The sequence below is a fragment of the Streptomyces sp. NPDC050439 genome, assembly GCF_040655335.1.
GTDB lineage: Bacteria > Actinomycetota > Actinomycetes > Streptomycetales > Streptomycetaceae > Streptomyces.
The window spans coordinates 863,442-878,193 of record NZ_JBFAJT010000001.1 but is presented as its reverse complement, the minus strand read 5'-3'; the positions used below and the strand labels follow the sequence as shown (position 1 = coordinate 878,193).

Here is a 14,752-nt window from a genome sequence, read left to right as displayed (position 1 = left end):
CGACGGAGGGGAAGTGGCGCCACGTGCGGGTGCAGTTCCGCGATTCGACGAGAGATGTGCGGCTCGGGCTCGTCACCGCATGACGGTGACGTATTTCCGCGCACCTCGTTCATCGCCCGGACATCGGGCGAACCAGTCTTCTCGGCGCGCCACACCTTTCACTTCATGGTCGATCTCTCCCGGAAACTGCGCCGCTCCTGACCAGCGGGTGGTCGAGCGAGCACGGGAGACATCAGATCACTAGGGGGATTTCAGTTGGCAATACCCGGGCATGCGCAGATCGACCAACTCATGGTCGTCGAAGTGGAGATCAACGCACTGTCGACGGCCGACTCACCGCGAATCTCCGGAATGGACCAGGAACACGTGGAGGCGCTCGCAGTGGTGCAGAGCCCGCTGCCGCCCATCACCGTGCACCGCCCGACCATGCGCGTCATCGACGGACTGCACCGCGTGCGGGCCGCCGAGCTGCGGGGCCGGCGCAAGATCGCGGTGCGGTTCTTCGAAGGGGACACGGCCGACGCCTTCGTGCTGGCCGTCGAGTCCAACGTCACGCACGGCCTGCCGCTGACCACGGCCGACCGGAAGCGTGCCGCCGGGCGCATCATCGCCTCGCACCCGCAGTGGTCGGACCGGATGATCGCCTCCGTCAGCGGCCTCGCCCCGGGAACCGTGGCGGAGATCCGCAGACGGGACCCGGCCGACCGGGCCGGCGAAGCGAGCAGGATCGGCCACGACGGGCGGGTGCGCCCGGTCGACGGGACCGAGGGACGCAGGGTGGCCAGCGAACTCATCGCCGAGAACCCCCAGTTGTCCCTGCGGCAGATCGCACGCGTCGCGGCCATCTCCCCGGAGACGGTCCGCGACGTACGCAACCGGATGATGCGGGGCGAGGACCCGCTGCCGCGGCGCGGGAAACGCGGTGCCGGCGACGGCCTCACGAGCGCCCCCATGAGCGGCCAGGGGCCGGGGCCCACCGCCGTGCCCGACCGCGACGCGACCCAGGACCGCACCGCGGTCCTCAAGCGACTCAGCGCGGACCCGGCGCTGCGCTTCAGCGAGACCGGCCGCATCCTGCTGCGGCTGCTCAACATCCACACGATCAGCGCGGAGGAGTGGGACGAGATCATCGACAGGACCCCGCCCCACTGCGGCCGGATCGTGGCCCATCTGGCCAACGAGTGCGCGGAGATGTGGGCGGAGGTCGCCGTGCGCGTCCAGCGCAAGGTCGCCGAGACCGCATAGGACAGGCGACGGCCCTGGCGTCCAACCGAGCAGATTGCCCGGTTGGACGCCGAACTCGCGCCGCAACGCGCCCAATACGGTGCCCAATTGCGGGCCTGGATGGCAGGAATCCCGAAAGGTATCGTCCTGCGGGTGAGTGAATTGCGTGCCATATCAGCGGACTTAATTCCGTAACGCCGAAGCAGGAGGATTCCGTCGCGTGTTGATCACCCAAGGACCTGGTGGACCTACCGTCGGAGGGCCGCAATCCGGGGCCCAGAAGCAATCGCTCCGGCCGGGATCAGTACGCCGGGCAATGTCCTACATGAAGCCGCACAAAATCGCGTTCGCCTTTCTCCTTGTGACCACCGTGGTGGATTCCGTCATCGTCGTGTCGACACCCTTGCTGCTCAAAAAGATCATCGACGACGGAATACTCAAGGACGACTCGTCGGTCATTGTCGCCGTCGCCCTCGTCGTGGCCGGACTCGCCGTCGTCGACGCGGTCGCACAACTCGTGCAGAGCTATTTCTCCGGGCGCATCGGACAGGGCATCAGCCACGACCTGCGGGTCGAGGCCTTCAAGCACGTACAGCGGCAGCCGATGGCGTTCTTCACCCGGACCCAGACGGGGCTGCTCGCCAGCCGCCTCAACGGCGACGTCATGCTCGCCCAGCAGGCCCTCACCACGATGCTGGTCTCCGCGACCAGCGTGCTGACCGTGCTCCTGGTCCTCACCGAGATGTTCTACCTGTCCTGGCTCATCAGCCTGATCGCCGTCGCCATGCTGCCGCTGTTCATCGTGCCCGGCATCTACGTCGGCCGGCGCCTGCAGCACTACTCCCGGGCACAGATGCAGGCCAACGGCGAGCTGGGCGGCATCATCAACGAGCGCTTCAACGTCGGCGGGGCGATGCTCGCCAAGCTCTTCGGGCGCCCCCGCGAGGAAGCGGCCGCGTTCGAGACACGGGCGGGCGAGGTGCGCCAGGTCGGTGTCGTCTGGACCGTCTACAGCAGGCTCTCCTTCATCTTCATGGCACTGATCGCGTCCCTGGCGACCGCCCTCGTCTACGGCATCGGCGGCCGTCTCGTGCTCGACGACGTGTTCCGCATCGGCACACTGGTCGCCCTGGCCGCGCTCCTCGGCCGGCTCTACGGGCCCATCACGCAACTGTCCGCCCTGCAGTCCAACGCGCTGACCGCGATGATCAGCTTCGACCGGATCTTCGAGGTGCTCGACCTCAAGCCCCTCATCGAGGAGAAGCCGGACCCGGTCGCGCTCCCCGCACCCGGCAGTGGCCCCGCACCGGAGATCGAGTTCGACCAGGTGTCCTTCCGGTACCCGCGCGCCAGCGACGTCTCCCTGGCCTCGCTCGAATCCAACGCCCTGTCGGCGGCCGAGCGGGCCAAGGAGACCGCGGAGGTCCTCCACGGGATGACCTTCCGGGTGCCCGCGGGCAAGCTCACGGCCCTCGTCGGCCCGTCGGGCGGCGGCAAGACCACCACCACCCACCTGGTGTCCCGGCTCTACGACCCGACGTCGGGAAGTGTCCGCGTCGACGGCCACGACCTCCGCGACGTCAGCCTCGACTCACTGCGCGACGTCGTCGGAGTGGTCAGCCAGGACGCGCACTTCTACCACGACACGATCCGCGTGAACCTGTCCTACGCCCGCCCCGACGCCACCCAGCGCGACCTGCTCCGGGCGTGCGACGCGGCCCAGATCGGCGACCTGATCCGCTCCCTGCCCAGCGGCCTCGACACCGTGGTCGGCGACCGCGGTTACCGGCTCTCCGGCGGCGAGAAACAACGCCTCGCCCTGGCCAGGCTGCTCCTGAAGGCGCCCTCCGTCGTGGTGCTGGACGAGGCCACCGCCCACCTGGACTCCGAGTCCGAGGCGGCCATCCAGCAGGCGCTGACCACCGCGTTACGCGACAGGACCTCGCTGGTGATCGCCCACCGTCTGTCCACCATCCGCGAGGCGGACCAGATCCTCGTCATCGACGAGGGCGAGGTCCGCGAGAGCGGCACGCACGACGAACTCCTCGCGGCAGGAGGGCTCTACGCCGAGCTGTACCACACGCAGTTCAACCGCCCCGGCACCAACGGAGCGGCGCCGGACGCCCACAAGGAGCGGGTGCTGCACGGGCCGGTCCTCGGCGGCGGCCCGCCGCCCGCGGTGGGCGCCGAGCACATCCTGCGCCTCGGCGCCGATCCGGACGAGCGCTGAGCGCCTGCCTTGAGGGGGAACGTGGTGGAGTCGTCGGTGGTGGCGGAGCTGATCGCCGCGCGGGTGGAGTCGTCTTCCGCCGCGGTGGCGATCGAGGGCGAACGGACGCTCTCGTACGGGGAGTTGTGGGCGGAGTCGGGGCAGTGGGCGGCGTACCTGACCGCGCTGGGTGTCGGCCGCAGTGACCGTGTCGCGGTGGTGATGGAGCGGTCGCCGGACTTGGTGGCGCTGCTCCTGGGGGTGTGGCGGGCGGGCGCCGCCTACGTCCCCGTCGACGCGGGCTCCCCGCCAGGACGCGTCGCCTTTGTCGTCGCGGACGCCGCTCCCGCGGTGGTGCTGTGCACGGCGGAGAGCCGGAGCGTGCTCCCGGAGAGCGCGGCCGTGCAGGTGGTGGACGACCCGCGGGTGCGGGCGGCGGTCACTGCCTGCGAGGGCCGGGACGCCCGTGTGCCGGTGGACGGGCAGGACGTGGCGTACGTGATGTACACGTCGGGCTCGACCGGCACGCCCAAGGGCGTGGCGGTACCGCACGCGAGCGTGGCGGCTCTGGTGGCTCCGACGAGTCCGGAGGGTGAGGACGGCTGGGCGGCCGGCCCGCACGAGGCGGTCCTCATGCACGCCCCGCACTCCTTCGACGTCACGCTGTTCGAGGTGTGGGTGCCGCTCGCCGCAGGTGGCCGCGTGATGATCGCGGGGCCGGGCGTGGTGGACGGCCGCCGGGTGCGCGAGCACGTGCGGAGCGGCGTGACCGCCCTGCACGTGACAGCCGGTTCGTTCCGCGTCATGGCCGAGGAGACCCCGGACTGTTTCACCGGTCTACGGGAAGTGCTCACCGGCGGGGACGTGGTGCCGCCCAGGTCCGTGGCCCGCGTGCGCGAGGCCTGCCCGGACGTGACCGTCCGCCACCTGTACGGGCCGACCGAGACGACGCTGTGCGCGACCTGGCATGTGCTGCGGCCGGGCGAGACGGCGGGGCGCGTGCTCCCGATCGGCCGCCCGCTGCCCCACCGCCGGGCCTTCGTCCTGGACACGGCTCTCCGGCCGGTGCCCACCGGCACCGTCGGGGAGCTGTACGTGGCGGGACCGAGCCTGGCGCAGGGCTACTGGAACCGGTCGGGACAGACCGCCGAGCGGTTCGTGGCCTGCCCGTACACGCCGGGGGAGCGGATGTACCGCACCGGCGACCTGGTGCGCGAGACCGCCTCCGGTGAGCTGCTCTTCGCCGGCCGCGCGGACGCGCAGGTGAAGATCCGGGGCTACCGGGTGGAGTTGGGCGAGGTGGAGGCGGCCCTGGCCGCGCACCCCGACGTGGCCCAGGCTGTCGTCGTCGCCCGTGAGGACCGGCACGGCGAGCGCCGCCTGGTCGGTCACGTGGTGGCCGAGGGGCCGGAAGTCCTGGACACCCGGGCCGTACGCGCCCATCTCGCAAGCACGCTGCCCGAGTACATGGTCCCCGCCGCCGTACTCACCCTGGACACCCTCCCCATGACCCGCAACGGCAAGGTCGACCGCGACGCCCTGCCCGCGCCCGACTTCGCGGCGAAGGTCACCGGGCGCACACCGCGCACCGAGGCCGAAGCGCTCCTGTGCGACCTGATGGCCGAGCTGCTCGGCCTGGAACGGGTCGGCACGGACGACAGCTTCTTCGAGCTGGGCGGCGACTCGATCATGTCGATGCAGTTGGCCGCACGGGCTCGCCGCGCCCACCTGTTCTTCAGGGCGGAGGAGGTCTTCGAGCACACGACACCCGCGGCACTGGCCGCGGTCGCCCGGCTCGGGAAGCCGAAAGAGCCGCAGGAACCGCACGAGCCGACTGGCGGGGAGCGCTTCGGCGGCTCGCTCGTGGATGACCTCACGCAGGCCGAGGCCGGTCGGCTGCGGGCCGAGGTGCCCGGCATGGCCGACGTATGGCCGCTGTCGCCCTTGCAAGAAGGGATGCTCTTCCACGCGAGCTTCACCGAGGGTGGTCCGGACGTGTACGCGAGCCAGCGGACCCTGGCCCTGGACGGCCCCCTCGACGTCAACCGGCTGCGCACGTCATGGCAGACGCTGCTCGCCCGGCACGCCGTGCTGCGCGCGAGCTTCCACCAGCGCGACTCCGGCAGGACGGTGCAAGTCATCGCGGCCGGGACCGAGTTGCCCTGGAGCGAGGCCGACCTCTCGATGCTGCCGGAGGGCGACGTGCCCGCGGAGGTGGCACGCCTCGCCCGGGCCGAACGAGCCGAGAAGTTCGATCTCCGGGCGGCTCCCTTGCTCCGGCTGCTGCTCGTACGTCTGGGCGCCGGACGGCATCGCCAGATCGTCACCGTCCACCACTCGCTGGTCGACGGCTGGTCCACCGACGTCCTTTTCGCGGAGCTGTCCGAGGTGTACGCGGCGGGCGGCGACGGCGGAGCGCTGCCCGCCACGACGTCGTACGGCGAGTACCTGTCCTGGCTCGACCGGCAGGACAAGGAAGCGGCCGGTGAAGCCTGGCGCGCCGCGTTCGCCGGGACGGACGAGCCGACGCTGATGGCGCCCGAGCAGCAGCCGGGCGCGGCACAGGTCGTGCCGGACCCGGTGCCCTTCGAGCTGAGCGAGGAACTCACGCGCGGAGTCACGCAGTTGGCCCGCTCTCAAGGTGTGACCGTCAACACCGTGGTGCAGGGCGCCTGGGCGCTGCTCCTCGCCCGGCTCGTGGGGCGCACCGACGTCGTGTTCGGCACTCCGGTGGCGGGCCGGACCGCGGAGCTGCCGGGGGTCGAGTCGGCGGTCGGCCTCTTCCTCAACACCGTGCCCGTACGCGTCAGCCTGACGGCGGACCAGCCGGTCGCCGGGATGCTCGCGGACCTGCGGGAGCAACAGGTCTCGCTGATGGCGTGGCAGCACCTGGGGCTGCGCGAGATCCGTCAACTGGTCGGACCTGGCGCGGACTTCGACACGCTCGTGGTGTTCGAGAACCTCCCCCGTACGCCGGCCGGGACCGGCGGCGACACCGTCCTGTCCATCAAGCCCTTCGGGGAGCCCGAGGACAGGGGCCACTACCCGATGGCGCTGATCGTGGTCCCCGACACCCGGCTGCGGGGGCTTCTCGTGCATCGCCCGGACGTGGTGGCACGCGACCGGGCGGAGGCCGTGATCGCCTCGCTGCACCGCGTCCTCGGGCAGCTGGTGGCGGACCCCGCGACGCCGGTGGGACGGATCGACACCTCTCCCGAGTCCGCTCTCAGTCCCGACCTCCCGCCCGCATCCCGGCACGAGCCCGAAAGCGCCCCCGGCAGGACCGCACCGGAACTCTTCGCCGAGCAGGCCGCGGCCACGCCCGCCGCGGTGGCGGTGGTGGACGGCGAGCGTTCGCTGACGTACGGCGAACTGGCAGCCCAAGCCAAGGCTTTGGCGCGGCACTTGACGCTCATGGGCGTGAGCTCGGAGACACGGGTGGCCGTCCTGGCGGAACGCTCGGCGGAACTCGTGACCGCGCTTCTGGCGGTGTCCGCCGCGGGCGGTGTCTACGTCCCCGTGGATCCGGGCCTGCCCGCCGCGCGGCTGCGCACACTGCTCGACGACGTGGCACCGCCGGTCCTGGTCTGCCTGCGGGAGAGCCGACGCGCGGTGCCGGACGACTACACCGGTCAACTGCTGGTCCTGGACGATCCGTTGCCCTCCCGGGCCTTGGCCGCGGATGCGGACGGGCCACCACAGGACGCGCAGCGGCACACACCACTGAGCGCGTCCCACGCGGCGTACGTGATCTACACATCCGGATCGACCGGCGTCCCGAAGGGCGCGATCGTGCCCCACCGGGGCCTGCGCAACCTCGTCGCCGACCGCATCCAGCGCTACCGGATCGGCGCCGACAGCGCCGTGCTCCAACTCGTCTCGCCGAGCTTCGACGTCTCCATGTCGGACATCTGGCCCGTCCTGTGCGCGGGCGGCCGACTGGTCCTGGCACCACCCGCCCGGCGCCGCGCGTCCGGCGAGGAACTGGTCCACCTGATGCGCGCGCAGCGCGTGACGCACGTCGCGATGACCCCGACCCTCCTCGCCCAACTGCCGCCCGAGGAACTGCCCGCCCTGCGCGTGCTGGTCATCGGCGGCGAACCCGCCTCCGACGAACTGCGCGCCCAGTGGTCGGCGAACCGCGAGATCTACAGCGAGTACGGGGTCACCGAGGCGTCGGTCGCCTCGACCGTGAGCCACGCCCTGGGCGCGCACGACGAGCCGTCGATCGGCCGCCCGGTCGCCAACACCTCCGCCCACGTCCTCGACGCGTTTCTGCGGCCGGTGCCCGCGGGCACGGTGGGCGAGCTGTATGTGGCGGGCGCCGGCCTGGCGCGCGGATACCTGCGGCGGACGAGGCTGACGGCGCGGCGCTTCGTGGCCAGCCCGTTCGCCCACGGCGAGCGCATGTACCGGACCGGGGACCTGGTGCGCAGGACCGGCACCGGAGACCTCGTCTACACCGGACGGGCCGACGCCCAGGTGAAAGTGCGCGGTTTCCGCGTGGAGCTGGGCGAGATCGAGGCGGCGCTCACCGGACATCCCGCCGTCGACCGGGCCGTGGTGATCCTCAAGCAGGACCGGCGAGGGGAACGCCGCCTGGTCGGCTACGTGGTGGGCACCGGCTCCCGGGCCGGTTCCCGGACCCGCGGCCAGGCGGTGGACGGGCCATCCGTACGCGAGTACGTGGCCAAAGCGTTGCCCGACTACATGGTGCCCGCTGCCGTGCTCGCCCTCGACGCGCTGCCGGTCACCCCGAACGGCAAGATCGACGTGCCCGCGCTGCCCGCCCCCGACTTCGCCGACCACGCCGTCGGCCGGGCGCCGCGAGGCGACGCGGAGGAAACCCTGTGCGCGCTCTTTGCCGAGGTCCTCGGCCTGGATCGGGTCGGCGCCGACGACAACTTCTTCCGGCTCGGCGGAGACTCGATCAGCTCGATGCAGCTCGTGAGCCGTGCCCGCGGGGCGGGTGCCTTCTTCAGCGCCCAGGACGTGTTCGAGCACGGGTCGCCGGAAGGCCTCGCCCGGGTGGTCAGGTTCGATGCGGGGCGCGCCTCGGGGCCTGACGTGGGCGAGGGCGAAGTGGCCTGGACGCCCGTGATGCGGGCCCTGGGCGAGCGGGCCCTCGGCGGTGCCTTCACCCAGTGGGTGGTGATGGGGACTCCCGCGGGTCTCGGCGCCGAAACCCTGGCGGCGGGTCTGGACGCCGTACTGGACACCCATGACATGCTGCGCGCCCACGCCGTGCACGACGACGACACGCGGCCACGCCTGGTGGTCCGCCGGCGCTCCACCGTGGACGCGGCGGACCTCATCACCCGAATCGACGCGACACAGGCGGCGACCGGCGACCTGGACATGCTCGCGGGGCACGCGGCGCGCGACGCGGTTCAGCGCCTGAACCCCTTCGCGGGAGTCATGGTCCAGGCCGTGTGGCTGGACGCGGGCCCGGAGCGCGTCGGCCGACTGGCCCTGGTGATCCACCACTTGGCGGTGGACGGCGTCTCGTGGCGCATCCTGGCCCCTGACCTGCGCACGGCGTGCGAGGCGGCGGCCACCGGGGGGAAGCCGGAACTCGACCCCGCGGGGACGTCCTTCAGGCGCTGGGCCGGCCTCCTGGTCGAAGAGGCGAACGGCGGGCACCGCACGGCGGAACTCGACGACTGGATCACCCTCCTCGGCGACCGTCCGGACCCACTGCTCGGCGTACGGCCCCTGGACCCCGCACGGGACACGGCGGCCGGCATGCGCCACCGCACCTGGACAGTGCCGCCCCAGCAGGCGGCCACGCTCGCGGGACCGACACCGGCGCTCTTCCACTGCGGTGTGCACGAGGTGCTCCTCGCCACGCTGGCCGGAGCGGTCGTCCGAGCCCGGCGAGGCACCGACGGCACGCTCCTGATCGACGTCGAGGGACATGGACGCAAGCCGGTCGGTGACGCGGATCTGCTGCGCACCGTCGGATGGTTCACCAGCGTGCACCCCATCCGCCTCGACCTGTCCGACGTCTACCTGTCCGGCATGGACGCCACCGGCGCGGCAGCCGGAGGCCCGGCCGCCGGCACGCTCCTCAAGGCTGTCAAGGAGCAGGCGCGCGCGGTGCCGGGCGACGGCCTCGGATACGGGCTCCTGCGTCACCTGAACCCCGGGACGCGACCGGTGCTCGCCGCACTGCCGAGCCCGCAGATCGGCTTCAACTACATGGGCCGCTTTCCCGCGGCCACCGGGACGGACGCCGTAACGCCCTGGCAGCCGGCGGGCGAAGAGGCGATAGGAAGCTCCACCGCCGACACCATGCCCGCGACGCACACCCTCGAGGCCGGTGCCACCATCCGCGATGCCGCCCAGGGACCCGAGCTGACCCTCTCCCTGAGCTGGCACAGGGCGCTGCTCGACGACGCGGCAGCGGAACGCATCGGCGAGCTCTGGCTCGACCTGCTCGCGGGCCTCGCCGCACACACCACCGATCCGACGGCGGGCGGCCACACCCCGTCCGACTTCCCCCTCGTCGAGCTCGCCCAGGACGAGGTCGAGCAGTTCGAAGCGATGGCAGCAGAGCTCGAAGGAGGGCATTCGCTGTGAAGACACCCACCCCCGCCACGGGGCACGCGCCCGCCGCCCGCCCGTCGGCACCCCGGGCCAAGGGCTCGGCGCTGGCGGAGGTCTGGCCGCTGTCGCCGCTCCAGGAAGGGCTCCTGTTCCACGCCGACTTCAACGGCCAGGGCCCCGACGTCTACACCGTGCAGAACATCCTGGCGGTCGACGGTCCTCTCGACGCGGACCGCTTCCGCACCTCCTGGGAGGCGCTGCTGACCCGGCACGCGGCGCTGCGGGCGAGCTTCCAGCGGCGCAAGACGGGCGAGGCCGTACAGCTCATCACCCGCGAGGTCGTCCTGCCATGGAGCGAGGCCGACGTCTCTGACCTCCCCGAGGCCGCGGCGCAGGCCGAGACGGAACGCCTGGCCGAAGACGAGCGCGCACACCGGATCGATCCGGCGGCCGCGCCACTGATGCGTCTGCTCCTGATCCGTACGGGCGAGCGCACGCATCGCCTGGTGATGACGAGCCATCACATCCTGATGGACGGCTGGTCGGCCCCGGTCCTGCTCAATGAACTCGCCGAGATCTACGCGGCCGGCGGCGACGCCTCGGGCCTCACGCCCGTCACGTCCTACCGCGAGTACCTGGCCTGGCTCTCCCGCCAGGACAAGGAAGCCGCACGCGCCGCCTGGAAGGCGGAGCTGGCTGGAGCGGACGAACCGACGCTGGTAGTGGGCCCCACACACCCGGCCCACGGCGACACTCCTGTGCAGAAACGCTCCTCCCACCTCACCGGGGAGACGACCGAGGCGCTCGCGGCCCTGACGCGCGCTCACGGCCTGACGATGAACACCGTGGTGCAGGGCGCGTGGGCGATGGTTCTGGCCCGGCTCGCCGGACGCACGGACGTGGTGTTCGGCGCGACGGTGGCGGGACGCCCCCCGGAGCTGCCGGGCGCGGATTCCATGATCGGCCTGTTCATCAACACGCTGCCCGTACGGGTCCGGCTCGACGGTTCGCAGCCGCTGCTCGACATGCTGCACGCGTTGCAGGAACGCCGGTCAGCGCTCCTTGCCCACCAACACCTCGGCCTCCCGGAAATCCAGCAACTGGCCGGTCCCGGAGCCGGTTTCGACACCCTGCTCGTGTACGAGAACTACCCTCGGCCGCCCGGAGAGGCCCCCGCACCCGACGCGCTCACCCTCGCCACAGTGGAGTCACGCCAGGCGACCCACTACCCGCTGTCGATCGGTATCGCCCCCGGTGAGCGCCTTCGGGTGGACGTGACCTATCAACCCGGCCTGGTGGACGCGGCGGTGGGCGACGCGCTGGGCGGATTGCTGACGCGCGTGCTGGAACGCATGGTGACGGATCCGTCGGCGACGGTCGGCCGCATCGGCGTGACGAGCGCGCTGCCCGTACGCGGGCCTGAGGCACCTGCGGCGGTTGCTGTGCCGACCTCCTCGGCGGTTCTCTCGACGGGTACGTCGATGCCGCAGCTGATCGCGGACCGGGTGGCGCAAGCACCGGGCGCGGTGGCGGTCGAGGGTCAACAATCAATGACCTACGCGGAGGTATGGGATCGATCGGGGCGCTGGGCGGCGTATCTGAAGTCCCGGGGTGTGCGACGGGGTGACCGTGTCGCGGTGGTGATGGAACGGTCCGCGGACCTGGCGGCCGTACTCCTGGGCGTCTGGCGGGCGGGTGCCGCATATGTGCCGGTGGACGTGAGCTCACCCGTTGATCGGGTGGCCTTCGTACTGGCGGACGCGGCTCCGGCGGTGGTGGTGTGCACGTCGGACAGCCGGCGCGTGCTCCCGGCTGCGGGGCGGCTGGTGGTGGCAGATGACCCACAGGTCGTCGCGGCGCTGGCGGCCGTGGGAGACACGGAGTTCGCCGCGCCGATGGACGCGCGGGACGTGGCGTACGTGATGTACACGTCCGGATCGACCGGTGCGCCCAAGGGCGTGGCCGTGCCGCACGGAAGCGTCGCGTCGCTGGTGGGGGAGCGGGGCTGGGCGGTCGGCCCGGGGGACGCGGTGCTGATGCATGCCCCGCATGCCTTCGATGTATCGCTCTTCGAACTGTGGGTCCCGCTGGCGGCCGGTGGTCGCGTGGTGATTGCCGGGCCCGGCGTCGTCGATGCCCAACAAGTGCGCGAGTACGTTCACGATGGCGTCACGGCGGTGCACCTGACCGCGGGTTTGTTCCGGGTGCTCGCGGAGGAGTCGCCGGAAACATTCGCTGGGTTGCGTGAGGTGCTGACCGGCGGGGATGTCGTCCCGGCCGCGTCGGTGGCCCGGGTGCGGGAGGCTTGCCCGGACGTCACTGTCCGGCACATGTACGGGCCGACGGAGACGACGTTGTGCGCGACATGGCACCTACTGGAGCCGGGCGATGCGATGCACGACGTACTGCCGATCGGAAGCCCGTTGCCACACCGCTGGGCATTCGTCCTGGACGCGTTCCTCAGGCCGCTGCCGCCGGGGGTGACCGGCGAGCTCTACGTGGCGGGTGCTGGGTTGGCGCAGGGCTACTGGGGCGGCTCGGGCTTGACCGCTGAGCGGTTCGTGGCGTGCCCGTACGCGCCGGGAGAGCGGATGTACCGCACCGGCGACCTCGTGCGCGAGACCTTGGACGGGGAGCTGGTCTTCGTCGGGCGGGCGGACGCCCAGGTGAAGATCCGTGGTTTCCGGGTGGAGCTGGGCGAGGTGGAGGTGGCTCTGGCATCCCACCCGGACGTCGCCCAGGCCGTGGTCGTCGCGCGTGAGGACGGGCCGGGTGAGCGGCGGCTTGTCGGCTATGTCGTCGCGGACGGTCGGACACTTGACCCCCTGGCCCTCCGTGAGGACATCGCCCGGACGCTGCCCGACTACATGGTGCCTGCCGTCGTGCTCGTCCTGGACGCCTTGCCGGTGACCCGCAACGGCAAGGTCGACCGCGCCGCCTTGCCTGCCCCCGAATTCGCCGAACGGGTCTCGGCCCGCGAGCCGCAGAGCGCGGCGGAGGAGACGCTGTGCGCGTTGTTCGCCGAGGTGCTCGGTCTGGAGCGGGTCGGCGTGGAGGACAGCTTCTTCGAGCTGGGCGGCGACTCGATCATGTCGATGCAGCTTGCCGCGCGGGCCCGCCGCGCCGACCTGCTCTTCAAGGCGCAGGATGTCTTCGAGCACGAGACACCTGCCGGGCTCGCGGCCGTGTGCCTGCTCACGGGCGAGGCACCGTCGTCGCCGGACGTGGGCGTGGGCGATGTGCCCTGGACGCCGGTGATGCGGGACCTCGGTGAGCATGCCGTACGCCCGAGGTTCGCCCAGTGGGCGATCGTCAGCGCTCCGTCGGGGCTCGAACGGCACGTCCTGACCGCCGCGTTGAGCGCCGTCGTGGACACCCATGACGTACTCCGCTCCCGGGTGCTCATGGACGGGACGGGGCCACGGCTGCACGTCGACGAGCAGGGATCGCTGGATGCCGGTGCGCTGATCACCCGCGTGAACGCGACCTACGCGGTGGCAGGCACCCTCGACGACATCGCGGACGAGGCAGCACAGGAGGCCACGGAGCGCCTCGACCCGTCGGCGGGCGTGATGCTGCAGGTGGCTTGGGTGGACGCGGGGCCGGGTCGAGTCGGTCGTCTCGTTCTTGTGGTGCATCACTTGGTGGTGGACGGGGTTTCGTGGCGGGTTTTGCTGCCGGATCTGAGGGTGGCGTGTGAGGCGGTGGCTGCGGGTGGGGAGCCGCGGCTGGATGCGGTGGGGACGTCTTTCAGGCGTTGGTCGCGTTCGTTGGTGGCGGAGGCGGCTGGTGAGGGGCGGGTTGCTGAACTCGGGGCGTGGGTGCGGCTGTTGGAGGGTGCTGAAACGCCTCTCGGTGGGCGGGAGTTGGACCCGGGTCGTGATACCGCCGCGTCGATGGGGCGTCGTTCGTGGGTGGTGAGGGCTGAGCTTGCGGCGACCTTGGTGGGTCGGACGCCGGTGGTCTTTCACTGTGGTGTGCATGAGGTGTTGTTGTCGGCGTTGGCTGGTGCGGTGGCCCAATGGCGACCGGAGGTGGCTCCAAACGTCTTGGTGGATGTGGAGGGGCACGGTCGCCGATCCGACGGTGGGGTGGATTTGTCGCGGACGGTGGGCTGGTTCACGAGCGTGCATCCGGTCCGGCTGGATGTGGGCGGTATTGCTGTGGGTGAGGTGGTGGCCGGTGGGCCGGCTGCCGGGGTGTTGTTGAAGCGGGTCAAGGAGCAGGCTCGGGCGGTGCCGGGGGATGGGCTCGGTTTTGGTCTGTTGCGGCATCTCAATCCCGACACCGCACCGGTTCTGGCCGCGTTGCCTCGGCCGCAGATCGGCTTCAACTACCTGGGCCGCTTCACCGCCGACACGGCGGGCACCTCGATCGGCGGCTCGCTCGACCCCGCCATGCCCGCCACCCACACCATCGAGGCGGGCGCGCGCATCGTCGACACGGCCACGGGGCCCAGGCTGACCCTCACGCTGAGCTGGGCCGCCGCGCTCCTCGACGAGGCGGCGGCGGAACGCCTCGGCCGGCTCTGGCTCGACGTGCTCGGCGGTCTGGCCGCCCACACGGCCGATCCCGGCTCGGGTGGCCACACGACCTCCGACTTCCCGCTCCTGGACCTCGCGCAGGACGAGGTCGACGAGCTCGAAGCCGGTTTCGCCGACAACATCACGTAGCCGCCAAGTCCCGGCCCTGCATTCGGCCCCCACCCCTCCAACTCTGTCCCTGTCTCTGCCCTTGCGCCGGTTTGGCCCTGATCTCGTACGCAGCAAC

Annotated in this window: 4 protein-coding genes; all 4 read left to right on the top strand. The window is 71.5% G+C overall.

Annotated elements, in window-relative coordinates:
• Positions 1 to 255: 255 nt before the first annotated feature.
• The 4 genes from AB0I66_RS03945 to AB0I66_RS03930 all read left to right on the top strand — a co-directional run bounded on the left by AB0I66_RS03945 (position 256) and on the right by AB0I66_RS03930 (position 14,655).
• Positions 256 to 1,245 carry a ParB/RepB/Spo0J family partition protein gene (locus AB0I66_RS03945; protein WP_363206078.1) on the top strand — a complete coding sequence of 330 codons (990 nt, stop codon included), beginning with the start codon at positions 256 to 258 and terminating at the stop codon, positions 1,243 to 1,245.
• A 304-nt stretch (positions 1,246 to 1,549) separates the two neighbouring features.
• A complete protein-coding gene (locus AB0I66_RS03940) occupies positions 1,550 to 3,454 on the top strand; it encodes an ABC transporter ATP-binding protein (protein WP_363206077.1) in 1,905 nt (634 codons plus the stop codon).
• 24 nt (positions 3,455 to 3,478) lie between these two features.
• Positions 3,479 to 10,015: an amino acid adenylation domain-containing protein gene (locus AB0I66_RS03935; protein WP_363206076.1), complete on the top strand. Its 6,537-nt coding sequence runs from the start codon at positions 3,479 to 3,481 to the stop codon at positions 10,013 to 10,015.
• The gene (locus tag AB0I66_RS03930; RefSeq protein WP_363206075.1) at positions 10,012 to 14,655 is read left to right on the top strand and encodes an amino acid adenylation domain-containing protein; all 4,644 of its coding nucleotides are present in this window, start codon (positions 10,012 to 10,014) and stop codon (positions 14,653 to 14,655) included. The genes AB0I66_RS03935 and AB0I66_RS03930 overlap by 4 nt, the downstream gene beginning before the upstream one ends.
• The last annotated feature ends 97 nt before the right edge of the window (positions 14,656 to 14,752 follow it).